26 protein-coding genes are annotated in these 24,923 nt (G+C 60.2%); 14 read left to right on the top strand and 12 right to left on the bottom strand.

The genetic code is table 11. The annotated features are described in order from the left end of the window. Window positions 1–128: 128 nt before the first annotated feature. The 3 genes from AC13Q5_RS27065 to AC13Q5_RS27055 form a co-directional block, all read right to left on the bottom strand. Window positions 129–602, bottom strand: coding sequence for a Ros/MucR family transcriptional regulator (locus AC13Q5_RS27065; protein WP_457881197.1), 474 nt, complete (start codon window positions 600–602; stop codon window positions 129–131). Between the two features lie 268 nt (window positions 603–870). Beyond that, window positions 871–1,287, bottom strand: a complete 417-nt coding sequence (locus tag AC13Q5_RS27060; protein ID WP_488503794.1) for an NUDIX hydrolase — start codon at window positions 1,285–1,287, stop codon at window positions 871–873. A 78-nt stretch (window positions 1,288–1,365) separates the two neighbouring features. Beyond that, window positions 1,366–2,331 (bottom strand): alpha/beta hydrolase family protein, encoded by a 966-nt coding sequence (locus AC13Q5_RS27055; RefSeq protein ID WP_075853071.1) that lies wholly within the window; start codon window positions 2,329–2,331, stop codon window positions 1,366–1,368. A gap of 176 nt (window positions 2,332–2,507) precedes the next feature. Between AC13Q5_RS27055 and AC13Q5_RS27050 the strand changes: the two genes are divergently transcribed. The 14 genes from AC13Q5_RS27050 to AC13Q5_RS26985 all read left to right on the top strand — a co-directional run bounded on the left by AC13Q5_RS27050 (window position 2,508) and on the right by AC13Q5_RS26985 (window position 16,126). Then, complete coding sequence (locus AC13Q5_RS27050; RefSeq protein ID WP_075853072.1) at window positions 2,508–2,834, top strand: PadR family transcriptional regulator; 327 nt, start codon at window positions 2,508–2,510, stop codon at window positions 2,832–2,834. Beyond that, the gene (locus AC13Q5_RS27045; protein ID WP_075853073.1) at window positions 2,831–3,403 is read left to right on the top strand and encodes a DUF1700 domain-containing protein; all 573 of its coding nucleotides are present in this window, start codon (window positions 2,831–2,833) and stop codon (window positions 3,401–3,403) included. The genes AC13Q5_RS27050 and AC13Q5_RS27045 overlap by 4 nt, the downstream gene beginning before the upstream one ends. A 34-nt stretch (window positions 3,404–3,437) precedes the next feature. Beyond that, window positions 3,438–4,145, top strand: a complete 708-nt coding sequence (locus tag AC13Q5_RS27040) for a GIN domain-containing protein (RefSeq protein ID WP_075853074.1) — start codon at window positions 3,438–3,440, stop codon at window positions 4,143–4,145. Window positions 4,146–4,300: 155 nt separating this feature from the next. Continuing rightward, entirely contained in the window at window positions 4,301–5,455 is a 1,155-nt protein-coding gene (locus AC13Q5_RS27035) for a serine hydrolase domain-containing protein (protein WP_488503793.1), read from the top strand. A 174-nt stretch (window positions 5,456–5,629) separates the two neighbouring features. Next, on the top strand, window positions 5,630–6,151 hold the full coding sequence (gene hpaR, locus AC13Q5_RS27030) for a homoprotocatechuate degradation operon regulator HpaR (protein ID WP_457891827.1): 522 nt from the start codon (window positions 5,630–5,632) through the stop codon (window positions 6,149–6,151). A gap of 97 nt (window positions 6,152–6,248) precedes the next feature. Further along, window positions 6,249–7,235: a helix-turn-helix domain-containing protein gene (locus tag AC13Q5_RS27025; protein WP_075853076.1), complete on the top strand. Its 987-nt coding sequence runs from the start codon at window positions 6,249–6,251 to the stop codon at window positions 7,233–7,235. 102 nt (window positions 7,236–7,337) lie between these two features. Then, complete coding sequence (locus AC13Q5_RS27020) at window positions 7,338–8,744, top strand: aldehyde dehydrogenase family protein (protein ID WP_075853077.1); 1,407 nt, start codon at window positions 7,338–7,340, stop codon at window positions 8,742–8,744. Window positions 8,745–8,747: 3 nt separating this feature from the next. Further along, window positions 8,748–10,343 (top strand): GMC family oxidoreductase, encoded by a 1,596-nt coding sequence (locus AC13Q5_RS27015; RefSeq protein WP_488503792.1) that lies wholly within the window; start codon window positions 8,748–8,750, stop codon window positions 10,341–10,343. 59 nt (window positions 10,344–10,402) lie between these two features. Continuing rightward, window positions 10,403–11,656 (top strand): ABC transporter substrate-binding protein, encoded by a 1,254-nt coding sequence (locus AC13Q5_RS27010; RefSeq protein ID WP_075853079.1) that lies wholly within the window; start codon window positions 10,403–10,405, stop codon window positions 11,654–11,656. A gap of 167 nt (window positions 11,657–11,823) precedes the next feature. Continuing rightward, window positions 11,824–12,690, top strand: coding sequence for a branched-chain amino acid ABC transporter permease (locus tag AC13Q5_RS27005; protein WP_488503791.1), 867 nt, complete (start codon window positions 11,824–11,826; stop codon window positions 12,688–12,690). Further along, window positions 12,687–13,724, top strand: a complete 1,038-nt coding sequence (locus tag AC13Q5_RS27000) for a branched-chain amino acid ABC transporter permease (protein ID WP_488503790.1) — start codon at window positions 12,687–12,689, stop codon at window positions 13,722–13,724. The genes AC13Q5_RS27005 and AC13Q5_RS27000 overlap by 4 nt, the downstream gene beginning before the upstream one ends. Next, on the top strand, window positions 13,721–14,425 hold the full coding sequence (locus AC13Q5_RS26995; RefSeq protein WP_488503789.1) for an ABC transporter ATP-binding protein: 705 nt from the start codon (window positions 13,721–13,723) through the stop codon (window positions 14,423–14,425). Before AC13Q5_RS27000 ends, AC13Q5_RS26995 begins: the two co-directional genes overlap by 4 nt. 1 nt (window position 14,426) lies before the next feature. Beyond that, on the top strand, window positions 14,427–15,143 hold the full coding sequence (locus AC13Q5_RS26990) for an ABC transporter ATP-binding protein (RefSeq protein ID WP_075853083.1): 717 nt from the start codon (window positions 14,427–14,429) through the stop codon (window positions 15,141–15,143). Between the two features lie 38 nt (window positions 15,144–15,181). Next, window positions 15,182–16,126, top strand: coding sequence for an AraC-like ligand-binding domain-containing protein (locus AC13Q5_RS26985; RefSeq protein WP_488503788.1), 945 nt, complete (start codon window positions 15,182–15,184; stop codon window positions 16,124–16,126). Window positions 16,127–16,167: 41 nt separating this feature from the next. Here AC13Q5_RS26985 and AC13Q5_RS26980 read toward each other — a convergent pair whose 3' ends face one another. The 9 genes from AC13Q5_RS26980 to hpaE all read right to left on the bottom strand — a co-directional run bounded on the left by AC13Q5_RS26980 (window position 16,168) and on the right by hpaE (window position 24,894). Then, a complete protein-coding gene (locus tag AC13Q5_RS26980; RefSeq protein ID WP_488503787.1) occupies window positions 16,168–16,557 on the bottom strand; it encodes a nuclear transport factor 2 family protein in 390 nt (129 codons plus the stop codon). Between the two features lie 7 nt (window positions 16,558–16,564). Beyond that, window positions 16,565–17,344, bottom strand: coding sequence for a MoaF C-terminal domain-containing protein (locus AC13Q5_RS26975; protein WP_488503786.1), 780 nt, complete (start codon window positions 17,342–17,344; stop codon window positions 16,565–16,567). Window positions 17,345–17,360: 16 nt separating this feature from the next. Beyond that, window positions 17,361–18,149, bottom strand: coding sequence for an SDR family NAD(P)-dependent oxidoreductase (locus tag AC13Q5_RS26970; protein ID WP_488503785.1), 789 nt, complete (start codon window positions 18,147–18,149; stop codon window positions 17,361–17,363). A 164-nt stretch (window positions 18,150–18,313) separates the two neighbouring features. Further along, window positions 18,314–19,120, bottom strand: a complete 807-nt coding sequence (hpaI, locus tag AC13Q5_RS26965) for a 4-hydroxy-2-oxoheptanedioate aldolase (protein ID WP_488503784.1) — start codon at window positions 19,118–19,120, stop codon at window positions 18,314–18,316. An 11-nt stretch (window positions 19,121–19,131) separates the two neighbouring features. Continuing rightward, window positions 19,132–19,935, bottom strand: coding sequence for a 2-oxo-hept-4-ene-1,7-dioate hydratase (gene hpaH / locus AC13Q5_RS26960; protein ID WP_488503783.1), 804 nt, complete (start codon window positions 19,933–19,935; stop codon window positions 19,132–19,134). After that, window positions 19,935–20,807 carry a fumarylacetoacetate hydrolase family protein gene (locus tag AC13Q5_RS26955; RefSeq protein WP_488503782.1) on the bottom strand — a complete coding sequence of 291 codons (873 nt, stop codon included), beginning with the start codon at window positions 20,805–20,807 and terminating at the stop codon, window positions 19,935–19,937. The genes hpaH and AC13Q5_RS26955 overlap by 1 nt, the downstream gene beginning before the upstream one ends. Before the next feature lie 23 nt (window positions 20,808–20,830). After that, the gene (gabD, locus tag AC13Q5_RS26950) at window positions 20,831–22,285 is read right to left on the bottom strand and encodes an NADP-dependent succinate-semialdehyde dehydrogenase (RefSeq protein WP_488503781.1); all 1,455 of its coding nucleotides are present in this window, start codon (window positions 22,283–22,285) and stop codon (window positions 20,831–20,833) included. A 69-nt stretch (window positions 22,286–22,354) separates the two neighbouring features. Next, window positions 22,355–23,335 carry a 3,4-dihydroxyphenylacetate 2,3-dioxygenase gene (hpaD, locus tag AC13Q5_RS26945; protein ID WP_092707806.1) on the bottom strand — a complete coding sequence of 327 codons (981 nt, stop codon included), beginning with the start codon at window positions 23,333–23,335 and terminating at the stop codon, window positions 22,355–22,357. A 41-nt stretch (window positions 23,336–23,376) separates the two neighbouring features. Continuing rightward, window positions 23,377–24,894 (bottom strand): 5-carboxymethyl-2-hydroxymuconate semialdehyde dehydrogenase, encoded by a 1,518-nt coding sequence (gene hpaE, locus AC13Q5_RS26940; protein WP_488503780.1) that lies wholly within the window; start codon window positions 24,892–24,894, stop codon window positions 23,377–23,379. Between the last annotated feature and the right edge of the window lie 29 nt (window positions 24,895–24,923).

Raw genomic sequence — 24,923 nt, 5'->3', positions numbered from 1 at the left:
CCGGCTGCCGGAACGCAGCGTTGAATTGATGCGTCCCAACGCCTGCGATCAATTTTGTTCAGATAAAAGTCAATCGCCCGTTCAAAGAACGGATCGCTTGATTATGGCGCGTGACGAAAAGATCCGGATCAGCCGGCCTTGCGTTGGCGCCGTGGTGGTTCGACCGCCGGAGGAATGTCGGTTACGCTTTTCGCATGGCCCAGGAGAGCCTTCTTTGCCAACGTCGATCTTGTGGCTGCATAAGAGGCGGAAACCATCGGATAATCCGCGGGCAGGCCCCATTTCCTTCTATATTCTTCGGGCGTGAGGCCATATTTGCTGTTTAGATGCCGCTTTAACGACTTGTATTTTCCGCCGTCTTCGAGGCAGATCAGATAGTCATCGGTTATGGATTTCTTGATCGGTACAGCCGGCTTCAACAGTTTTTCCACTGCGGTTGCCGACGATACAGGCTGCTGAGAGCCTGTAAGTGCCAAATAAGTTTCCGTGATGAGCCTCGGCAAATCTTCCGGCGTGGTCGCATTGCGAAGTACGTAGGCAGAGACAATCTTGCTTGTGAGCTCAATAAACCTTTCGTGGCTGGCGGTATTTTCCTTTTTCATTTTCGGCCTCACGCAATGTTTTTTATTTATGTATCCAAAGTTGTTTTTGCTTTCAATAAAAATTGACAGAACTTTAGATATTCTTTGTCGTTGGTTTATTTTCATAGTAAATATCAGGAGATGTAAGTTTAAATATGTTATTTTCTTATTTTATCACAATATTCGAATCGCGCCAGTGGCGGATGCGCAGTATGGTAGCTCGAATATTCATTTGCCAAGGACAGTGTGAGGCTTTTTCGACTTGCGCTTTGCCTGGGTTGGATGTCAGTCACATCGTGGATATGTCCTGTTGCCGGTGGAATGGCAGGACATGATGCTCGGTAAGCGGCGCCATTGCGATATCTCCCGGATCTTGTGGTGATACCCAGCGGATTTCTTCGATCTCTGCCGCTGGCGTGATTTCGATATTGCCGACATGCAGGCGGAAGAGATCGGCAACGACGATATGCTCCGGCTCATTGGCTGCCGATGCCTGAAACTTGCCGAGGAACACCAGCTCTTCCGTTGTGACGACAAGTCTCAACTCTTCGAAAAGCTCCCTGATGAGGGTCTGCTCGGGTGCTTCCTCCGGTTCGATCTTGCCGCCCGGCTGCATGAAGGCCGCCGTGCCGCGCTTGCGCACGAGCAGCAAATCCCCATCGGGGCGCAGCAGCAAAGCCGCCGCTATCCGTATCGTTTTCATCATGCCTCGATCTGATCGGATTCGCGAGCTGGTTTCAACCATTGCGATGGTCGCCATATCGAATGCCGGGGCGTCAGCGGGCTATTGCGCACTCACCAGATGCTTGCGGAAGAATGCGAGTGTCGCGGCATTCAATTCCCGGTGAAATGCGGCCCGATCGAAAGCGGGTGGATCGGCACAGATTACCGGCATAGCTTTTGCCAGTTCGGGTGGGCAAGGAGGCAGGAAGTCGAAATGCTGTGAGTTGGGCACGGCGTGAAATTCCGGCTTTTCCGGCAGCTGGTTGGCTATCGCCACGACACTTTCCGGCGTTACACCGTCGCCGCCGCGCTCCGATCCCCAGAGCTGCACGGGGACCTTCACCGCCTTGAAGCTATCCGGCGTGAAGAAAACGCTGAGCGGGTCGGCGATCACCGCGGCCTTGATGCGTAGGTCATGGGTCAGTTCCGGAAGAGCGCCCTTGTGGACCTGATCGCAAAGTGCGCTGTTATTGCCCTCACACATTCTGAGGCGCTTGCCGAAATGCGGGTTGGCACCAATGGCGATGAGCCCGGTATATCCGCCGCGTGAGAAGCCGAACAGTCCGATATGCGCGGCATCGATCTTCCCGGCGTCCGGCCATGGGCCGAGCATGAAATCGATCGTCCGCTTGATATCGGCCGGCCGCTCGACGAAGATCGAGAAGTCGTTGATCCGGCTCTTGTCCAAGGCATTGTCGCCGGGATGACTGATGGCGACGACGACGAAGCCGGCATCCGCCAGTGTCTCAGCCGTGTCGTGGTGGCCGATGAACGTGCCGCCCTTGCCGTGTGAAATGACGACAAGCGGCAATTTTTCGCCAGCAACCGGACAATCCTTGGCGATAGTCACGGTGAGGGAGCCGCCCTTAATATCGCTTGGTTGTTGACCACATGGATACCAGACGCCTCCCTTGATCGCGGGAAGAGCACCATCGCCCGGAACTTCGATCTGCTGGAAGCCGGCGGCGTGGGCCAGCGGGGTCGCAAGACATAGGAAGACGACAAGGATGAAGTCGAGGCGGATCATTATAACAACTCCTTTGGCGAGAGACGGATACCGGGGATCGGGCGGTGAGCGTAGCGTCATGAACAAGCGCCGAGCCTTCATAGTTCTCGAAAAATGCTGCGGCTCAACCTTCTAGCGGCAGCTATCTTGCATAAACAGATAGCTTGTTATATTCATTCCGTAAAGCTGAGGCGTTCATGACTGACTCGATCCAAGTTCAATTGCGAAAGGGCGTACTCGATCTTTGCGTCCTTGCCGTGCTCTCGCGGGGCGAAAGCTACGGCTATGAAATTGCGAGTACGCTGGTTGCGGCGGTCGGCATGGGCGAAGGAACGATCTACCCGTTGATGCGCAGGATGCAGAACGACGGACTGGTTGCGACCCGCATCGTCGAATCGAACAATGGGCCGCCGCGTAAATATTATCGGCTCACACCGCTAGGGCGTTCGATTTTCGAAGCGCATCGCCGCGATTGGCGTTCGCTAGCAGGCGCCGTCGACAAGCTACTCGAGGATTTGCCATGACCAGGGAAGCCTTTTTGCGCACGCTGAGACTGGGACTTGCGGGCCTGCCTCCCCACGAGGTTGACGATATCGTGGCCGATTATGCTGCCCATTTTGCCGAATCCGAAGCCTCGGGCCGAAGCGAGGAGGAGGTTTCTGCTGCGCTGGGCGATCCCGCCAGGATCGCAAGGGAGCTGCGTGCGGATGTCGGGCTGCGCCGCTTCGAGGCACATTGGAGCGTGCCGAACCTGTTGGCTGCCATGATGGCGCTGGCCGGCCTTGCTATCGTCGATATCTTCTTCCTGCTGCCTCTGTTGTTTGCGGCGATGTTCGTCACGCTCGGCCTTGCGATCGCACTGGTGGCCGTTGGCGCCGTTGGTCTGAAGATCGTCGTTACGACCATACTGTTCCATATCGGCTTGCCTTCCGTCGGCATGCTGGCCCGCTTGCTTATCGGTGCCGGGCTGGTGAGTTGCTCCGTGGGCGGCGGTGCCTTGCTGCTGATGGGGCTGAGCTTGGGCATACGCATGCTTGGGCAATATGCGCGCCTGCATTTCCGCTTGGCGCAAGTGGACGAAGGCCGAGCTTGAGCGCCGGACTACACATCCTTGGAGGAAATGGACAATGAACGGGAAATTGGCGACTGTCGCGACGACCGGGTTGATTTGTGCATTCGTCTTTCTAGCGCTCGGTATCGGGCTTTCCGGGTCGGATTGGGCAAACGCAGGGCATTGGTGGGGTGGCATGCAGTCCAGTTGCGGATCTGCTGCCTCCGGCAGCCGGCAGGTTATCCTGCCTTTCAGCTCCAATGGCAGCCTGGCGATCGATATTCCTGCCTCCGTGCAGTATCAGCCGGGCGGAAAGGCGGAGGCCGTCATCAGCGGCGATCCAGCGCTTCTCGATCATGTCAGGCTGCAGGGCGGCAGGCTGAGCCTGGATTGCAATCCGGGTTGGTCCAGCTCCAAATTCGAGGTCAGCCTGTCGGGGCCGCTCGTCACCGATTGGAAGGTGCGCGGCAGCGGCGATCTCGCCTTGTCGCAGCTGGATCAAACCGACCTGCGCCTGAGTATATCCGGCAGTGGCAGCGTCACCGCCACAGGCAGCGCGCGTACGGTCGACTTGGAGGTTTCCGGTTCCGGTACCGCTCGTCTCAAGGAACTGGCCGCTCAATCCGTGAAGATCCGTATTCGCGGCAGCGGTGATGCTGAGGTCACTGCTGCTGCCGATGCAGACGTATCGATCAGCGGCAGCGGCAATATTGAATTGTATGGACACCCGGTGCTGCGGCGTTCCGAAGTCAGAGGCAGCGGCCGTCTCGTGCAGGTGCCTTAGGTCCGACGCGTTGAGCACACTTGCCCGTGCACGGCGGTTTTAGCGACGCGATTGAGAAAGATTTCGACCCCCTTGGCGAGTATTCTCGCGGAGCTTCTCATGGGCGGTGCCTCTTTTACCAAGAACGCATTGAGCCCAAAAAGGGAGCTGCAATTATGATGTATCGGATAGCTTCTATCATTCGAATTCTAACTCTCAGCTTCTGCTTCGGGCTTGCATTTTCTGCCTACGCCTACGCCGAGGCAAATTGCGGAGCCCCAAGTGGTAAGGCTGCCGGTTGGGAGATCGCGCGACCTGCGGATGTCGGGATCGATCCAAACTTGTTGTGCAACCTTGTCCAGCGCGGCGCAGACCTGAAAGAGACAAACGTGCATGCCATTCTTGTGGCGCGGCACGGCAAACTGATCTTCGAGCAATACTACTCCGGCTCCGACGAGAGGTGGGGGCAGCAGCTCGGTGATGTCACCTTCGGACCCTCGGTCCCCCACGATCTCCGCTCGATAAGCAAGAGCGTCGTTTCACTGGTTCTTGGCATAGGGATCGACAAGGGTTGGGTGCGCGACATCGATCAACCTGTTCTTGCACTTCTTCCGAACTATGCTGATCTTCACTCGCCCGAGAAAGATCGCATCACGTTGCGCGATCTGCTGACAATGTCGAGCGGGCTGACCTGGAACGAGCATCTGCTTTACGGCAGCCCGGAGAACAGCGAAACCCGCATGGATCGTGCCGACGACCCTTGTCGCTTCGCGCTCGAGCAGCCTGTCCAACATTCGCCGGGTTCGGTTTGGAACTATAGCGGTGGTTCGGCTGCCCTGATTGCTTGTGTGCTTCATCAAGCGACCGGGAAGACGATCGACCAATTGGCCGAGGAAAATCTGTTCAAACCGCTCGGCATTTCGCATGCCGATTGGCATCCCTATCCACAAATTGCAGAACCGGTAGCGGCATCCGGGCTTCGGTTGCTGCCTGGCGATACACTTAAAATCGGACAGCTCGTACTCGACAAAGGTATATGGCACGGCCAACAGATCGTACCGGCGGCGTGGATACAGCAGGCAACGACGCCTCAGATCAACGGTCCCGGCTCATATTTCTATGGTTTTCAGTTCTGGCTGGGGCGTTCGCTGGTGAACCAACGTCAAGTGGATTGGGCTGCGGGTTTCGGCTACGGCGGGCAACACCTGGTGATCATCCCCTCGCTTGACATGGTTGTACTCATTCATGCCGGGCTTTATGGAAACCCTGCGGCAGACGGGATCGGTGATGCGATACTCAACAAATTTATTCTGCCCGCGGCTACTCCCTAGAACGCCCTGAAGGTCCGAGGGAATGTTGAGACGCCCGTTCGCGGTCGGCAGGAGCGCGGCAATTGAACCGTCGAAATTGGGAACGTCGAGCTGTTAGAGTATCCCGCAATCGCCTTGCTTTGAATGATTCTCATGTTAATCAGTGAGAACCGTAATTCAGGCGAATATGCACACATGCAAAATAAGACAGATGGTGATGTCAAGCAGCGTCCGGAGCAGGGCGCTACGGCGACACAAACGAAGCGGCCGCTGCGCGATCGCCGCCGCTCGCTGGCGATCGGACTTCTGCGCGCGCGCGAAGCTGTCATGAGCCATTTCCGGCCGATCCTCGCGGCGCATGATGTGACCGAGCAGCAGTGGCGCGTCATTCGCGTTCTCTATGAAGGCGGCCAGCTTGATGCGACAGAATTGGCCGACAAGGCATCCATCCTGGCGCCGAGCCTGACGCGCATGATCCGCTCGCTTGAGGAGCGCGGCTTCATCACCAAGCACAAGGATGATGCCGATGGCCGCAGGGTGCTGCTGCAGATTACTGCGGCGGGTCAGGCGATCGTCGAGGATGTCATGCCCGAGAGCCAGAAGGTCTATGCCGATATCGACGCTCGCTTCGGCGTGGAACGCGTCGAAAAGCTTCTCGACATGCTGGAGGAGCTTGCTTCGCTGAAATTGGAGAACGGCTCGGTCGGCGAGGAATGAACGCCTCGTCGATTTCGTTAATGTGTTAAGTATTTGATTGACGGCTTGAGGGATCTGTAGCAGTCTTCCACAGTGCTGACACTGTTGGGAGGCGGAGTTGGACCTGTTGCAGAACCGCAGCCTGGTTGACCGGACATGGTCGCCGACGCCCTACGAGCAATGGGCGGACGATCTTCAAAGCATTTGCGGCAGCTTCAATCCGCATCTGATGCAGCGCGGCGATAGCGTTGTCGGCACGGCCAGCCGCATCGATGTCTGCGGCATGGAGTTTGCCCATGTCTCCAACGATCTCGATTATGTCCACCGCGATTGGGACGATATTCGCCGCGATGCCAATGAGCATCTTTTCCTGATCCTGCAGCTGGAGGGCGTCTGTGGCGTCGAGCATTCCGGTCAGCAGAATATCCTTGATGTCGGCGAATGTATTCTTGTCGATTCCACCCGGCCGACCACTTTCTATTTTCGCGGACACTTCTCCAATCATCTCTCGCTGCACCTGCCGCGCCAGCTGATGTATTCAGAGAGCAAGATCGATTTTGACGTCGCCCGAAAGCTGGAAGCCAGCGACCCGATGGCGGTGATGCTTCGGGCCTTGATCGCCAAGATGATGACGACGCCGGACAGCGAAGCCGCCTCGCCGTTTTTACGGCAGCTGATGTTCGATACGACGCGTCAGGCGTTCCTTTCGACCGGCCTTCAGACTGCCAGCCTGAATTCGCTGCATGAAAGTGCCAGCAAGCGCATGCAGATGGTCGATATTCTGATCGATCGGCACCTCACCGAGAGCGACCTCAATGCCAAGTGGCTGGCAACGCGCCTCGGCGTTTCGATCCGTACCCTGCAGCAGGATTTCCAGGGCATGGGCATGACCTGCACGACGGTCATTCGCGACAAGCGGCTGCGGTTTGCGCGCGAAAAGATCGAGCAGCTGAAAGAGCAGCGTAACCCGACGACGATAGCCGAAGTCGCCTATTCGGCAGGATTCAACGACATTTCCTATTTCAATCGCAGCTTCAAGGAACTGTTTGATTGCGCGCCGAGCGAGCTGCTTCGTGCTGCCGAGCCGGCGCATAGATTGGACTGAAGCGCCATCTGCGCTTCAGTCCAAGACGAGGCGCGTTTCTCCCCAAGACGGGTTTTGCGGTAGCAGCCATAGTCCTTCCGAAAGTCACGGGAGGAAAATGTCGTGAAGCAGTATACCCTGCTTATCGGTGGCGAGCCTGTTGCCACGTCCCATCATGCGCCGGTTGCCAATCCCTCGAATGGCGATGTGGTCGGCTTTATGCCGCTTGCGAGCGAAGCGGATCTCGATCGTGCCGTTACCGCCGCGACGGAAGCCTTCAAAGGCTGGTCGCAGGTATCGAACGAGGATCGAGCCAGCGCCTGCCGTGCCGTTGCGGAAAAAATCAGCGAGCATGGTGAAGAGCTTGCCCAACTCCTGACGCGTGAACAGGGCAAGCCGCTGAATGGTCTCGGCTCACGCTTCGAGATCGGCGGCGCGCTCGCCTGGACCCGCCACACCGCCGAACTCGATCTGCCGGTCGAGATCCTGCAGGATGACAATGAAGGTCGCGTCGAGTTGCATCGCAAGCCGATCGGAGTCGTCGGTTCGATCACGCCCTGGAACTGGCCTGTGATGATCGCCTGCTGGCATATCGTTCCGGCCGTGCGCGCTGGCAATACTGTTGTCATCAAGCCGTCGCCCTTGACGCCGCTGTCGACCATTCGTCTTGTCGAGATCATGAACGAGGTTCTGCCGCCGGGTGTCGTCAACGTCGTCACCGGCGAAAACAGCATCGGTGCCGCACTTTCGGCCCATCCCGGCATCGCCAAGATGACCTTCACCGGCTCGACGGAAACCGGCAAGAAGGTCATGGCCTCTGCCGTTGCCACCCTGAAGCGGCTGACGCTGGAGCTCGGCGGCAATGATGCCGGCATCGTTCTGCCCGATGCCGATCCGAAGGCTATCGTCGAGGGTCTCTTCTGGGGCGCCTTCATCAACAACGGCCAGACCTGCGCGGCGCTGAAGCGCCTCTATGTGCATGACAGCATCTACGAAGAGGTATGCCGTGGTCTTGCGGACTATGCCTCCAGGATCGTCGTCGGTGACGGTCTGGACGATGCGAGCATTCTCGGTCCGGTGCAGAATGAGATGCAGTTCAACAAGGTGCGCGAACTCGTCGACGATGCGCGCGCCAATGGCGGCCGTATCCTGACCGGTGGGGCGCCGATGGATCGCCCGGGCTATTTCTATCCGATCACGCTCGTTGCCGATGTCGATCACGGCGTGCGCCTGGTCGATGAGGAGCAATTCGGCCCGGCGCTGCCGATCATCCGCTACAGCGACATCGATGAGGTGGTCGCGCGCGCCAATCAAAATCCGGCTGGCCTTGGCGGCTCCGTCTGGTCCTCCGATGCGGAGAAGGCGAAGCGCTATGCGCTGCAGCTCGAATGCGGCTCGGTCTGGATCAACAAGCACGGTACGATCCAGCCGAATGCGCCTTTCGGCGGTGTGAAGCAGTCCGGTATCGGCGTCGAATTCGGCGCGGAAGGACTGAAGGAATTCACCACAATCCAGACTGTGTTGAGCTGAGCCATGACGACTTACGACTACATCATCGTCGGTGGTGGCTCCTCGGGCTGCGTGCTGGCAAACCGCTTGTCGGAAAATCCGGCGCATAAGGTGCTGCTGATCGAGTCGGGACGCCGGGACTCGGACCCATGGATCCATATCCCCGCTACCTTCTTCAAAGTGCTCGGCAAGGGCATCGACATTCACCCCTATGCCTCGAACCCTGATAAGGGCCTGAACGGGCGGCCGAGCATCGTGCCGCAGGGCAATGTACTGGGCGGCGGCAGCTCCGTGAACGCGATGATCTACATTCGCGGCCATCGCAACGACTATGACACCTGGTCACAGATGGGCTGCCAGGGCTGGTCCTACGAGGATGTGCTGCCGGCTTTCCGCTCGCTTGAGAACAATGAGCGGCTGAACGGCGAGTACCATGGCAGCAAGGGTGGCTTGCGCGTTTCCGATCCGCGTCATCGCCATCCCCTGAGCGAAGCCTTCATCAAGGCGGCGACCGAAATCGGCATTCCCCACAATGACGATTTCAACGGTGCGGATCAGGCCGGCGTAGGCTTCTATCAGAGCACCACTTATGGCGGTCGGCGCTGGAGTTCGGCGCAGGCCTTTTTGCGCGAGGCAGAGAAGCGGCCGAACCTGACCGTGCTGACGGAGCGCAAGGTTGCCCGCATCCTGTTCGAAGGGCAGAAGGCCGTCGGCGTCGAGCTGCTCGACGGCACGATCTTCAAGGCATCGCGCGAAATCGCGCTCACCGCCGGCGCCATTGCAACGCCGAAAATCCTTCAGCTGTCGGGTATCGGTGACGGCGAACATCTTTCCTCGCTCGGCATCAAGGTCGTAGCGGATTTGCCCGGCGTCGGTGCCAATTATCAGGATCATCTGGAAGTGCCGGTGCAGGGCGAAACGCGCGAGCCGATCTCGATCCTCGGCCATGACAAGGGGCTTCGGGCCACCGGTCATATGCTGCGTTATCTGACGTCGCATCGCGGGTTGTTGACGTCCAACGTTGTCGAATGCGGCGGCTTTATCGATACGGCTGGCACCGGGCAGCCGGATGTGCAGTTCCATGTTCTGCCTGTTCTGATCGGTTTCGTCGACCGTGACCCCGAGCCGGGTCACGGCCTGAGTATCGGTCCGTGCTATCTGCGGCCGCGCTCACGCGGCTGGATAAGGCTGAAGAGCAAAAATCCGACCGAGCAGACGGATTTTAATGCCAATCTGTTGTCCGACCCCGCTGATCTTGAAACTCTGGTGCGCGGTGTCGAAACGGCGATCCGCATCCTTGATGCGCCGGCGCTTGCCAAGCTGGTCAAGCGCCGCCTGCTGCCGAAGCCCGGTGTCGAGAAGGATCCCGAAGCCCTGCGCGATTACATCCGGCAATCCTGCAAGACGGTGTTCCACCCCGCGGGCACAGCCCGCATGGGCCGGACGGATGATCGCATGGCCGTTGTCGGGCCGGACCTGAAGGTGCGTGGGATCCAGGGGCTACGCATCTGCGACGCCTCTGTCATGCCGACCCTGGTATCCGGCAACACCAATGCCCCGACAATGATGATTGCGGCGAAGGCCGCTGCCTTCATGACTGGAAAGGCGATTTCCGGCTGAGCCGGAAATCGGGGAAGCAAAGAGCCCGTGGGGAACGGGACAACAACTGGGAGGAGACAATGCCTATCAATCTGAGAGGGCTGGCGATCAGCCTTTTTCTAATGCTCGTGTCTGCGTTCAGCGCGCATGCGGCCACATCCTGCGGCGACAATAGCGGCAAGCCGGCAACAGGTGAGCCGATCATCATCGGCGCCATCACCGGCAAGACCGGACCGGACGACTTCTCAAATTCCACCAAGGCAGCAAAGGCCTATTTCGATTGCCTGAACGCCAATGGCGGCATCAAGGGCCGGCCGGTCAAGTATCTGGTCGAGGATGACCAGTGGAATCCGGAAATCGCCGCGCAGCTCGCCGCAAAGCTCGTCAACGACGAGAAGGCCGTGCTGATGGTCGGCAATTCCAGCTATGTCGAATGCGGGGCGAATGCCGATTTCTACAAGAAGTCGGGCATTCTTGTCGTCGCCGGCGTCGGCGTGCCGCGTGAATGCTATTTCGCTGAGAATTATGCGCCGACCAATGCCGGCCCGCGTGTCTCCATGCTTGGTGCTATGGGTTATGCGCTCGACAAGCTGAATGCGAAGTCCGTCGTCTGCATCGGCCCGAACATCCCGAATGTCGGCACATGGTCCTGCGATGGCGTGATGCTGCTTGCGAAGGAAAAGGGCTTTGCCGCGCAGACGATCCTGATGGATCCGGGGTCGGCTGACGCCACGTCGATCATCCTGCAAGCAGCTTCCAGCAAGCCCGATGTCATCGTGCTCGGCCTGTCGAAGGGCGTGGCCGTGCCGCTGCTGACGGCGGCTGAAGAGCAGGGCCTGAACCAGACGATCACCTTCCTCAGCGCAGCCTCTGCCTATGATCTCTCTGTTCCCACCACCATCGGTTCGGGTTGGGACGGAAAATTCTATGTGAACATGGAATTCAACGATCTCAATGCGCAGACCCCGGACAATCAGAACTGGCTCGCCGTCATGGATCAGTACGGCCAGAAGTCCGACCCGCGCGATACCTTCGCCCAGGCGGGTTATCTTGCGGCACGTATTGCCGAAAAGGCGCTGATGACGCTCGATCCGGCCAATATCAACCGCGAGACCGCCTCTGCCGCCGTGCGAGGGATCAAGGATTTCAAGAGCGATATCTTCTGCGCCCCGTGGTACTTCGGCGATGGTCAGCCGCGCCACAATGCGAACTCGACGACGCGCATGGCTGTCAGCGAAGGCGGCAAGTGGAAAGTCGTTTCCGATTGCGCACCGTCGCCGGATCCGGAGCTGAAGGACGTCCGTGCCTTCGAAAAGTCTGCTGGCATCAACTGAGCCCTGACGCCTGCTATCGGCTTCGCGGCAAAAGTCGCGGAGCCGAACGACCTTACACATCGGCTCGAAAATCGGGATCGATTTTCGGAAAGCTCGATGCGTTGATCTAAAGCGTTACGGCGTCCTTCGCGTGTCTGAAAGCGCGCAGCGCCGTAGAGGATCGATCCATGAACCTTCTACCTTTCGTCATTTCCGGGCTGGGGATCGGTGCCGTCTATGCGCTGTCCGGCGTCGGTCTTGTCGTCCTGTTTCGGGCGACTGGCGTTCTCAATTTCGCATTCGGAGCCTTCGGTGCGATCGGAGCCCATTGCGCCTGGCAATTGCTGGAGTGGAAGATGCCGCTCGCCGTTGCCATCCTGGCCGCCGTTACCGTCTCGACGGCGATCAGCTTCCTCTATGGCCGGGTCTTCGCGCCCATGCTGTCGCATCGCGATATTGTCGTGCGCGCTGTCGGCACCCTCGCGCCGGCGCTGATCCTGATCGCCATCATGGGCGTCATCTGGGGCGAGCTGCCGCGTCGTCTTCAGTTCCCGACCGACCAGATGTTCGTTTCTCTCTTCGCCGTGCGCCTGACCTACACGCGCATCATCGCGATCATCCTCGCCATCGTCATGGTCGTGGCGATCACGCTGCTTTTGACCCGCACGCGCCTTGGTTTGGATATGCGCGCCCTTGCCAATGATCGTGATCTCAGCGCCATCCTCGGCGTCCGCATCCTTTATACCGAAACCGCTGCATGGATCATGACCGGCATTTTCTCCGGGTTTGCCGGCCTGTTGTTGGCCGATCTCGTCCGGTTGCAGGGCACCTTTCTCACCCTGCTGGTGATCCCGGCAATCGCCGCAGCGATCCTCGGCCAGCTGCAGTCGCTTTGGCAAACGGCCGTTGCCGGCATCTTGATCGGTATCGCCGAAGCCGTGCTGACGCCGATCGCCTGGATATCGCCCTATCGCGCAGCAGCGCCTTTCATCATCGCGCTCGTCGCGGTCACCATTCTTGGAGGCACGGCCAGGGCCGCGTTGAAGGACCGATGACCATTCAGGAGCAAACAATCGCCCCAACAGCTGAAAGCCTATCGATGGTGCGTCTGCCCAAGCAGCTTCTTCATGTGCCCGTGACGATGGTGATCTTCTCGCTCGTCGTTGCCTTGCTTGCCAATTCCTTCTGGCTGTCCGCGGCAACCTCGGCTGTCGCTCTGTCGCTGTCTGTTGCCGGGCTTGCCATTCTCTACGGTCAGCTCGGTCTTGTCTCCCTTTGCCAGTTCGCCCTCGTCGGCGTCGGCGGCTGGGTGACGCTTCGCGTCGGCCACGCCTTTCATCCGCCGTTCGAATTGAGCCTGCTTGCCGGCGGTGTCGTTGCTTCGATGGTGGGATTGGCATTCGGCGTGCCGGCCTTGCGCCTGCGCGGTCTTTATCTCGCGCTCGTGACGCTGATGCTCGCCGGCGCCTTCCAGATCGTCATCAGCGCTTGGGGTTTTCCGGATGGCGGTCCCGGCTTCCTCGGTCGGGCCGATGGTTCCGGCCGCGCGATGCTGGCAAGGCCTGTTATCGCCGATGGGGAAGTCTCCTATTTCCTCTATGTCTGTGCAGTGGCGGCGATCGGTCTGCTGATCGCGCAATGGCATAAGCTTGCCCGTCCCGGCCGGGCATGGGCGCTGATCCGCAAGGGCGAGACGGTTGCCGTTGCAAGCGGTGTCAACGTGCTGATCTACAAGGCCTGGGCGTTTGCATTGAGCGGCTTTCTCGCCGGTCTTGCCGGCGGACTGCTGGCGGGCAATGTCGGCCAGCTCGATGGGCGCGCCTTTGGCGCCTTCGAAAGCCTCAACCTCTTCGCGCTTGCGATCGTCGGCGGTGTCTTCAACTGGTACGGTGCCATCATCGCTGGCCTGCTGCTGCGTGCCGTGCCGGCGCTGCTCACCGATCTCGGCATAGACGGCTATGTCACGATCGGGATTTTCGGCGTCGCCCTTTTTCATGCGCTGGCGACCGCACCAACCGGCATTGCCGGGCAGATATCGGGTCTCATCGCCTGGCTGAATGCCGCTCTTTCCCGGGGGAGGGCGCGATGATCAAGATCGACAATCTCATCGTGCAGTTCGGTGGCGTGCGGCCGATCAATGAATTGAGCGCGGTCCTGACAGCACCCGTCGCCGGTCTTATCGGTCCGAACGGTGCGGGCAAGACCACATTGCTCAATGTGCTCTCCGGTTTTGTGAAGCCCATCCAGGGCTCGATCTCGCTCGGCGAGCGGGCGTTATTACCTATGACGCCACTACAGCGGGTGCGCGCAGGCCTGCGCCGTTCGTTCCAGACGGAGCAGGTGGTGGAAGACTTGACGGTTGCAGGCAACATCGCCGCAATCGCCGATCACGTCGTTGGCGCTGGACATCATGCCCGTGCGGTCGATCAGGCCCTTGCCTTCGTCGGCCTGACGGATGTTGCTGATCGGCTTGGGCAAACCCTCAATCTCTTCCAGCGCCGCCTTGTCGAACTGGCGAAATGCGTCGTCGGCGAGCCGAAGCTCATTCTGCTCGATGAACCGGCCGCGGGGTTGACTGAAGAAGAGGGCAAGGCCTTTCGCGAGCTGGTGTTGCGCATCCCGGCGGAGTTCCGCGCGCAGGTTCTCATCATCGACCATGACGTCGATCTCATCCGCTCCATGTGCAGCGAAACTATGGTGCTCGACTACGGCAAGCTACTGGCGCTCGGTCCGACACAGGCCGTGCTGGCTGATCCCAATGTGCGACGTGCCTATCTGGGGGAGTTCTGACATGGACACCACATCCGAAATCTGTGTCGAAAATCTCGTCGTCGAGCGCGGCGGCAAGCGTGTTATTCATGACGTTTCCTTCTCCGTCGCGGTCGGGAAGATTACGACGCTTCTCGGCGCCAACGGGGCGGGCAAGTCGAGCACGGTCATGGCGATGGCCGGCGTCTTGCCGCGCGGCGGCTCGGTACGTCTCGGTGGTGCGGCGCTCGAAGGTTTTTCACCGGATCGCATTCGCCGTGCCGGTCTTGCACTTGTCCCCGAGGGGCATCGCGTGCTCGGGCAGCTTTCCGTCGAGGACAATATCCTCGTGGCGGCCCTTGAAGGATCGGCGGCCGCGCGCCGAGAGGGTCTCGCCCATGCCTATGAGATCTTTCCCGAGCTTTCGGAGCGTCGGCGTCAATCGGCATCGGATCTCTCCGGCGGCCAGAAGCAGATGGTGGCGATGGCGCAGGCCTTCATCGCCAAGCCACGATTCATGATCGTCGATGAGCTGTCACTCGGCCTGGCGCCGGCCGTTGTCAAGCGACTGGCCGAGGCGCTGAAAATTGCCGCCGTGCGCGGCATCGGCGTCCTATTGATCGAGCAGTTCGCCAATCTTGCGCTTGATCTTGCCGACCAGGCACTCGTGCTGGAGCGCGGGCGCCTCGTCTTTTCGGGTGCTGCCGTGACGTTGAAGGCGCAGCCGGACATTCTGCATGGCGCCTATCTGGCGAGCTGAGGCGATGAAGATATCTCGCTTTTTTGAGGACCACAATCATGGCCGCAGCACTTCACCGGCATGTCGACAGCGCCAGCGGCAGAGCGTTCGCGGGGCTGGCGCGCAATCTCTTCGGCAATGTCCGGCTCGATTTCGGCGCCGCCGACGAGGAAAAGAGCCGGATGACGTCTGCCATGCTGGGAGCTTGCCGGCTGACACGGCTGGAGGCGGATCGGCATGTCGTCTTCGGCGATCACGTGACAGCGGCACCGGGTGATCCGGACGCGATCAAGCTGATCGTGCAGACGGAGGGCAGCGCCTCGCTGACGCAAGGTGGATTGCACGCGCCCGTCTCGCGGAATGCAGTCGTCATCTACGATCCAAGCCGCCCCTATATGCTGACGAACAGCACGCCGGTCCGCCAGCTGCTGCTGCAATTGCCGCGTCACGCACTGCCCACGATGGCGGTCGAACGACTGGCACGGCCCTTTACCGCGCATGCCGAGCAAGACGGAATGTGCCGGATACTTCTGTCGCTCATGGACTCGACCATCCACGAGGTCGATCATCTCGACGAGGCCAGGCGCGCGAGCGTCGGCCAGACCATGATCGAGCTTGTGCGCACCATGATCGGCGCCGATCCGCCGCAGGCAAGATCCATCGCCAATCCGCTTGGCGTACTGTTGCAGCGGATCAAGGACTTCATCGATATCAACCTCGAACGACCGGACCTGACGGTGGCGATGATCGCGCGCCGCATGGGCTGCTCGGTGCGCTACGTCTACCGTGCCTTTGAGGCCGAACGCCTGACGCCCTCGGATTACATCTGGGATCTGCGCGTGCAAAAAGCCGCGGAACAGCTGCGGGAAGCCGGCGGCTATGCCGGAGAAATATCCGGGATCGCTTTCGCGCTCGGCTTTTCCTCCAGCGCGCATTTTTCACGCGCGTTCCGCCATCGCTATGGTGTTTCGCCGTCGCAATGGCGCAAGGTCGGTATGTCCTAGGCAGATAAGGCGGCTTGGTCGGAGCCAAGCCGCCTCGTTACTCATCGCATGGATTCGGCCACTCTCAGCGTATCCGTGAACTGCTCGAAACGTCGGATCTTATCTCCTGCCACGGCCCACACATGCACGACGCGGGCCTTGAAGGCCTTTCCGGTTTGCTTGTTCGTACCGCTGTAATCCCCAACGGCAACCACTTCATCGCCGGCGTCGAGGAGACGTTCGAGCTTGAAGGTGTATCCGTCAAAAGCCTGTCCGAGCGCCTGGAAGACGTTCTTGAAGATCTCCTGCGGTCCGACATAGGTGCCGGCGCAGGGAAAGCCGTCCATTTCCGTCCAGCGGCAATCGGCTGCGATGTCGGCGAGCATGCCATCCATGTCGCGGCGGGCGTTGGCGTCGTAATGCGCCTTTACGATATCGAATGCTTTGCGCATGGCGTCCTCACACAGGTTCCTGGCCGGGCAGGTAATAGGTCATCGAAGCCTTGCGGATGAAGGCACCGGCGGGGCTGTTCTGGATACGGCCGTCGCCCGTGATGCCGAGGAACTTGCCTGTCGAACGCATATCATTGAAATTGTAGAAGAAAGTGGATGCGACCGCGATCTTGAATTCGCGGAAAGTGAAGATGTAGAGACTGTCGTCGAACTTGTAGGTCGTGGTGAGGTCGACATCGCCATGGCCGCGCTGCACGCCGACGAGGCACTGCCAGGCGTAGCGCTGCGACGAGAGATAGGTGTGCTCGTAGACGTGGTTGGGGCTGTAGGTGAAGTGCGCTCTGAGCCCGATCAGATCACGGCTTTCATGCGGCACCGGCCCGCTTGCTGTACCACCCTCGATGACGCCTGGGCGGAAGATCTGCGCGACCTGCGGCTCGCCGACAGAATCCTTGAGTTCACGAACGATGGAATAGATGGAAAGCGCCCGGCGCGTTTCGGTGTTGAGGATCAGCGTTTCGGCTTCCTTGGGACGGCCGGCAAAGATGATCTCGATGAAATAGGTCTTCGGCGCGACTTCGATCACCTCGGACATGTCGGTGCCGCTATCCTTGCCATCAGACCATTTGACCTCACCCTTGGCGAAGGCAAGTTCCAGCGTGCGGCCGTCATCGAACGAGATCTTGTGAGACGCGCCGGTCAGGGCCTCCGTTGCCGGCAGCCGGTTCGTATCGATGCCATAGGCAAATTCGTCGTAGGTTTTCCAGTCCTTCGGATTCTGGTTCATCGGTATTTCCTCCCCCTTATTCTACAAAAGCCAGTGTCGGCAAATCGACTGTGCCGGCGCCGCCATCGACCGTCAGGACAGCGCCGTTGATCATCGAAGCTTCGCCCGAAGCCAGAAAACAGACGGCATTGGCGACGTCGTCGGCGCTTGCAGGGCGGCCAAGCGGCACGTCCTTGGTCACGAGCGCGTAGGCTTCCTCGATGCTGTTCAGCTTGTATTTCTCGACGATGAATTCCATCTGCTCGTCGGCCATGGCAGTCGTGACCCAACCCGGGCAGACGGTGTTGGTGCGGACACCCTTGCGGCCGTAGTCGCGCGCCAGCGATTTCGCGAGCCCGATGCAGCCATGCTTCATGGTGACGTAGCCGGCCGCATCCGGACCGGCAAACAGCCCGGCGATCGAGGCGAGAACGACGATATTTCCCTGGTTCTTGATGAGATGCGGCAGGGATTCGCGGGCGCTGACAAAGGCGGTGTTGAGGTTGAGGCGCACCGCGAGATCCCAGGTCTCGTCGGACATGCTGACCGTCGGCCCGACGCCATGGCCGCCGGCATTGGCAATCAGAATATCGAGGCCGCCATGGGTCTCGACCACTTTCTCCACGGCTGCCTTCATCGCGGCGCCATCGGCAGCATCGGCGGCAACGATGGTGGCGCCGATTTCATCTGCAACGGCGCGAAGCGGCTCGGGACGACGCCCGACCAGCGCGACATTGCCGCCTTCCTGCCTAATGCGGCGGGCAACTGCAGCGCCGATGCCCGTGCCGCCGCCGGTGACCAGGGCGGTCTTGTTCCTGAAACGCATGTTTCCTCCTCTTAGCTTTCCGGTTCATGATGACCGATGCGTGCGGAGGCGTCGCGTCCAGCTGTGCAGTCCGTTTTGACTGAGCGTGCACAACGCTTTCTCTGTACCGAAATTTGCGTGATGAGGCGCAAGGTCACGCGATGCCGGGGAGGTAGTGTTTGCGATCAATAGACCTTTATGTCTTGAGCTGGCTTGGCGGCATCCGCCTTCTTGAAATCGTCGAGGAGCTTGATCGTGGCATTGGCAAGCAGGGTTACATCGTTGCCGATTGCGACGAACATGGCGCCAAGCTCGAGATAGCGTTTGGCCAGAGAGAGGTCGCCGATCAGGATGCCGGCGGCCTTGCCGTGCGACTGGATTTTTGCCAGTGCCCTTTCGACTTCCGCCTGCACTTCCGGCGCGCCCGGCTTGCCGAGATAGCCCATGTCGGCGGCGAGATCGGATGGTCCAATGAAGACCCCATCGACGCCTTCGGTCGAGGCGATGTCGTCGAGTGCTGCAAGTCCCGCGCGGCTTTCCACCTGCAGGAGCAGGCAGATCTCTTCATTGGCTGTCGACAGATAGTCCGGAATGCGGTTGAAGGCCGACGCGCGGGCAAGCGCTGCCCCGACGCCGCGCACGCCATGCGGCGGGTATCGCACAGCCTTGACCATGGTTTCGGCCATTTCCTTGCTGTCGACCATCGGGATCAGCAAGGTCTGGGCGCCGATATCGAGCATCTGCTTGATGATCCAGGTCTCGCCGATCGGCGGACGGATGATTGCGTGGCTTGCAGTGCCCTTCAAGGCCTGCAGCTGCGAGACGAGAAGCGGCACGTCGTTCGGCGCATGCTCGGCATCGAGCAGCAGCCAGTCGTAGCCGGCGCCGGCCGAGATTTCGACGGTGTAGGCATTGGCGAGCGCCTGCCATAGGCCGATCTGCGCCCGCCCTTCCTTGAGGGCTTGCTTGAAGAGGTTCTTGGGCGCCGGCATATCTTACTCCTTCATGCAAAGAACAGGCTGACCGATCCGTAGGGACCGAAATCGGCATTGATCGTATCGCCGTGCCGCGCCTCGATCGGGCGGATGAACGAGCCAGCAAGCACGATCTGGCCGGCTTCGATGCCGTCGCCATATTGCGACAGTCGGTTGGCAAGCCAGGCGACGCCGCGTGCGGGCTGGTTGAGCACGCCCGCGCCAAGGCCCGTCTCCTCGACTTCCGCATTGCGGCTGACGATCGCGCCCATCCAGCGCATATCGATCTGGTCGGGCTTCACGGCGCGACCGCCGATGACGATACCGGCATTGGCGGCATTGTCGGCGATCGTGTCGACGATGGTACGTGCCTTCTTCGTCTCGGGATCGACGCGAAGGATGCGGGTATCGAGGATCTCGAGGGCTGGCGTGACGTAGTCGGTGGCATTCAGCACATCGAAGATCGAAACGTTCGGCCCCTTGAGCGGCGCCTTCATGACGAAGGCGATCTCGGCCTCGATACGCGGCTGAATAAAGCGATCGGCTGGCACCGTCGCGCCGTCTTCGAAAACCATGTCGTCGAAGAGCACGCCGGAATCGGGAATGTTGATATTGAGGGCATATTGCATCGCCTTCGACGTCAGCCCGATCTTCCAGCCGATCGGCTTGCGTCCCTGAGCGATCTTCTTCTGCACCCATGCGCTCTGGACGGCATAGGAATCGTCCATGGTCATCTGCGGGTGCTTCAGCGAGAGGAGACCTGTTTGAACGCGCGTCCGCTCCGCCTGATCGAGGCTTTCGGCCGCAGCCTGGATTTCGTCATGCGACAGCATCAACGCACCTCATCGGCGATGGTGTTTTTCAGGATGCCGAGGCCATCGGCTTCAATTTCCACGACATCGCCCGGCTTCAGCCAGATCGGAGGATCGAAGCGAGCGCCGGCACCGGTCGGTGTGCCCGTGACGATGACGTCACCGGGTACGAGCGTGGTGAAGGTAGAGATGTAGTTGATGATCTTGCGGAAGGAGAAGATCATCCGGCTGGTGCGGTCGCTCTGGCGCACTTCGCCGTTGACGCGGGTTTTAAGCTCGATGTCGTCGAGCTGGGCGGCATCGGTGAAGGGGATCAGCCAGGGGCCGATCGAGCCGGTATTATCGAAGTTCTTGCCCTGGGTGACGTTGAATTTTGCGTGCCGAACCCAGTCGCGGATCGTGCCTTCGTTGCAGAGCGACAGGGCTGCGATATGCGAGAAGGCATCGGCTTCGGCAATCCGGCGGCCGCCCTTGCCGATGACGATGACGATCTCGCCTTCGTAGTCGAGCTGCGGGCTTTCCGGCGGCCGGATCAGCGGCTGGTCGTGGCCGGTGAACGAGCGCGGAAAACGAATGAAGAGCGAGGGATTGGAGGGGGCAGCCTGTCCATCCTTGTATTCCTCGTTGCGGTCGGGGAAATTGACCCCGACGCAAATGATCTTTTCCGGCGACGGAATGGGAATTTCGAAGCGGATGTCGTCCAACGCGAAATCCGGCTTCAGCGCTTTACCTTCTTCGGCGAGTTGAGCGAGGCCACCGGCCTCGATCACTTCGCGCAGCGTCGGCCATGTCGCGCCATGGCGGGCCGACAGATCGACGACACCGCCATCGACCGCAAGCCCGTAGCCATAATGGCCGTTTCTCGAAAAAGACAGGAATCTTGGATGGGTCATGCTTTCATGGCCTTCTCTTGACCTCAGACGACGCCGCCGAGGCAGACATATTTGATTTCGGTGAATTCCTCGATGCCGTAGCGCGATCCCTCGCGGCCGAGGCCGGAGAGCTTGACGCCGCCGAAAGGCGCTTCGGCTGTCGAGATCAGGCCGGTATTGACGCCGACCATGCCATATTCCAGGGCTTCGGCGACGCGGAAGACGCGGGCGAGGTCCTTGGCATAGAAGTAGGAGGCAAGGCCGAACTCGGTGTCATTGGCCTGGGCGATGACATCGGCCTCGTCCCTGAAGCGAAAGAGGGGAGCCACGGGACCGAAGGTCTCTTCCTTCGCTACGGCCATTGATGGCGTGACGTCGGCAAGCACGGTCGCCTCATAGAAGCGTCCGCCGAGCTGATGGCGATGACCGCCGGCAACGACGCGGCCGCCCTTGGAAAGGGCATCGGCGACGTGCTCTTCGACCTTGGCAAGAGCCGCCTCATCGATCAGTGGGCCGAGATTGATGCCTTCGTCAAAGCCGTTGCCGGTCTTGAGCGCACCGACAGCCTCGGAGAGCTTCTCGGCAAAGGCATCGTAGACGTCGTCCTGCACGTAAAGCCTGTTAGCGCAGACGCAGGTCTGGCCGTTGTTGCGGAACTTGGCGATTAGCGCGCCTTCGACAGCGGCATCGAGATCGGCGTCGTCAAACACGATAAAGGGTGCGTTGCCTCCAAGTTCGAGGCCGAGCTTCTTGATGGTCGGCGCGCTCTGCTTGTAGAGTTCGGCGCCGACTTCGGTCGAGCCGGTGAAGGTGAGCTTGCGGACGATCGGGCTTGCGGTCATCTCCGCGCCGATCGCGCGTGCCGAGCCCGTGATCACGCTGAACAGTCCCTGGGGCAGGCCGGCGCGTTCTGCCAGTACCGCGATCGCAATTGCCGAGAACGGCGTCTGCGAGGCGGGCTTCAGCACCATGGCGCAGCCGGCAGCAAAAGCCGGGCCGGCCTTGCGGGTGATCATCGCATTCGGGAAGTTCCAGGGCGTAATCGCCGCAACCACGCCGATCGGCTGCTTCATGACCAGAATGCGCTTGTCCTTCTGATGGCCGGGGATGATGTCGCCATAGACGCGGCGGGCCTCTTCGGCAAACCATTCGACGAAGCTGGCGCCATAGGCGATCTCGCCCTTGGCTTCCGGCAGTGGCTTGCCCTGTTCGGCCGTCAGGATGCGTCCAAGATCGTCCTGATTTTCCATCATCAGCTCGAACCAGCGACGCAGGATACCGGAGCGCTCCTTGGCGGTGCGACCGGCCCATTCCTTCTGGGCGATTTCGGCTGCAGCAATTGCCTTCTTGGTCTCGGCAGCACCCAGATTGGGAACCAGACCGATGATCTCGCCATTGGCAGGATTGTCGACCTTGATCGCATTGGAGGGATCGGCTTCGATCCAATCGCCTCCGACCAATGCCGCCTGCCGGAACAATGTTGCGTCTTTCAAATTCATGACTGCCTCCTCGCGCTTGCGAACGTTGATGAGGAGCGGGCGTTTATCACCCGCTCTCAAGGGTAACGCTTAAGGAGCGATAATCGGCTGAGCCTTCAGGTCAGGCTCGGCCACTTCCGCACCGGCAAACAGGCTACCATGTTCGAACCAGGATTTGGGAGCCGGCGCGCCCCAAAGCGTCTGACGCTGCGGATCCTTGAGGTCCCACTTGATCGGCTCAAGATCGGGATCGACGGTCTGGTAGTCCGAGCAATAGATCTCGATGCGATGGCCATCGGGATCGAGGATATAGAGGAAAAAGGCGTTGGAAATGCCGTGGCGTCCCGGACCGCGCTCGATATTGGCGACCCAGCCGGTCGTCGCCATCAGATCGAGCAGGTCGATGATGTTGAGCGGCGTCGGCACCCAGAAGGCGGTGTGATGCAGGCGCGGGCCGCGGCCATTGGTGAAGGCGATATCGTGGACGCCGCCCTTGCGGTGCGTCCACGCGGCCCAGAGGCGGCCGGTCTCTTCGTCCGCCGTATACTCGGTTACGCGGAAGCCGAGCTCGTTATAGAAGGCGACGCTCTCGTCGACATTGGTCGAGAAGCAGTTGAAGTGGTCGATGCGCAGCGGCTTCACGCCCTTGTAGAGCGCGTATTTCTGGTGGATCGGCGGCAGACGGTCCATCTTCGAATAGAATTCAAGGGGTATGCCGTGCGGGTCGCGGGTGCGGAAGGTCCGCGCCTGGTAGGGGCGCTCGACCCATTCGACCGGCAGGTCCTTACCCTTGAAAAAATGCGCCGCCTTGTCGAGATCTTCGTCGCTGAACACCTTGAAGCCGAGATCACGGGCTTCGGCCTTGTCGGACTTTTTCAGCACGATGCAGTGATGGCCGCGCTCTTCCATCGCACGCAGGTAGATCGTATCGGCCGTTTCGTCTGTCACCTGCAGGCCGAGCGTGTCGACATAGAAGGCGCGGGACTTGGCAAGATCGGTGACGCCGAATTCGATGTGGCTGAGGCGCACGATGTTGAAGGGCGGATAGAGATTGGGTTTCGGCAGGGGCATTTGTTCCTCCTCTTTATGCGTACTTATGGGATATTGGCGGCTCAGCCGCCGAGTTTCTGGATCGCGTGCGGCTTGGTGGCGAAGGCGATGTTCTTGGTTTCCATGTAGAAATCAAAAGACCAGTCGCCGCCGTCGCGGCCGATGCCGGAGCTCTTGACCCCGCCGAAGGGGGTCGGCAGATGGCGGACGTTTTCCGAATTCACCCAGATCATGCCGGCTTCGAGATGATCGGTGAAACGGAAGGAGCGCGTGACGTCAGAGGTCCAGAGGTAGCCGGTCAGGCCGTACTGGACGTCATTGGCAAGCGCCAATGCATCCGCTTCGTCCTTGAAGGGGATCGCAGTCAGCACCGGCCCGAAGATTTCTTCCTGGGCGATACGCATCCGGTTGTTGGCACCGGTAAACAGGGTTGGCGAGACATAGCAGCCGCCGCCGGGGCCGTTGACCTTCTCGCCGCCGGCAGCAAGCGTCGCGCCTTCCGATCGGCCGATCTGGATGTATTCCAGCACCTTTTTCTCATGCACCGGATGAACGAGCGGGCCGACGACGGTTTCGGGGTCCAGCGGGTGACCGACCTTGATGCGCTTCGCCTTCTCGGCGATGATCGCGGTGAACTTGTCGTAGACGCTTTCCTCGACCAGCAGGCGCGAGGACGAGGTGCAGCGCTCGCCGTTCAAAGAGTAGATCATGAAGACGGCCGCATCGGCTGCGCGCTCAAGATCGGCATCGGCAAAGACGATGACCGGGTTCTTGCCGCCGAGCTCGAAATGCACCCGCTTCAGCGTGTCGGCGCCCTGCTTCATGATCATCGAGCCGGTGCGGCTTTCGCCGACGAAACCGATCGCCTTGATCAACGGGTGTTCCGTGAGAGCCTTGCCGGCGTCCTCGCCGAAGCCGTTGACGAGGTTCCAGACACCCTTCGGCAGGCCGGCTTCCTCGGCGATCTCGACCAGAAGGCGGGCGGTCAGCGGCGAGAATTCGGCGGGCTTGTGGACGATGGTGCAGCCTGCGGCAAGCGCCGGTGCTATCTTCCAGGTCGACAGCATGAAGGGCGTGTTCCAGGGCGTGATGATGCCGACTGGGCCAATCGGCACGCGTGTCGTCAGGTTCACCTGGCCTTCGGCGCGGATCGCCTTGCCGTCACGCGCTTCCGGCGCACGGTCGGCGAAGAAGCGGAAGTTCTCCGCGCCGCGCAGGGCGGCCTTGGCCATGAACTTCAGCGATTGTCCGGTGTCCATGCATTCGACGAAGGCAATCTCTTCGGCGCGGGCCACGATCGCATCGGCAATCTTGTGCAGCAGCTTCTTGCGCGCGTCGCCCGGCATGGCGGCCCAATCTGCGAAAGCGACTTTTGCGGCCTTTGCAGCGCGATCGATGTCGGCAGCCTTGCCGCGAGCAACGGTAGCAAGCGGCTTCAGGTCGACGGGGGAGATGGTTTCGAACGTGGAACCATCATCGGCCCGCACATCCTCGCCATTGATGCGGTTCAGTACGCCGCTATCCTTGAACCGGGCCAGAAAGTCTTCGGCCTTTGCGATGTTTTCCTGCAGTTTGGACATCGTCTATTCCTTTGGTGTTACGTCGTCCC

It is taken from the genome of Martinezella sp. CNPSo 3964 (genome assembly GCF_057784375.1).
This window is presented reverse-complemented; position numbering and strand designations above follow the sequence as displayed.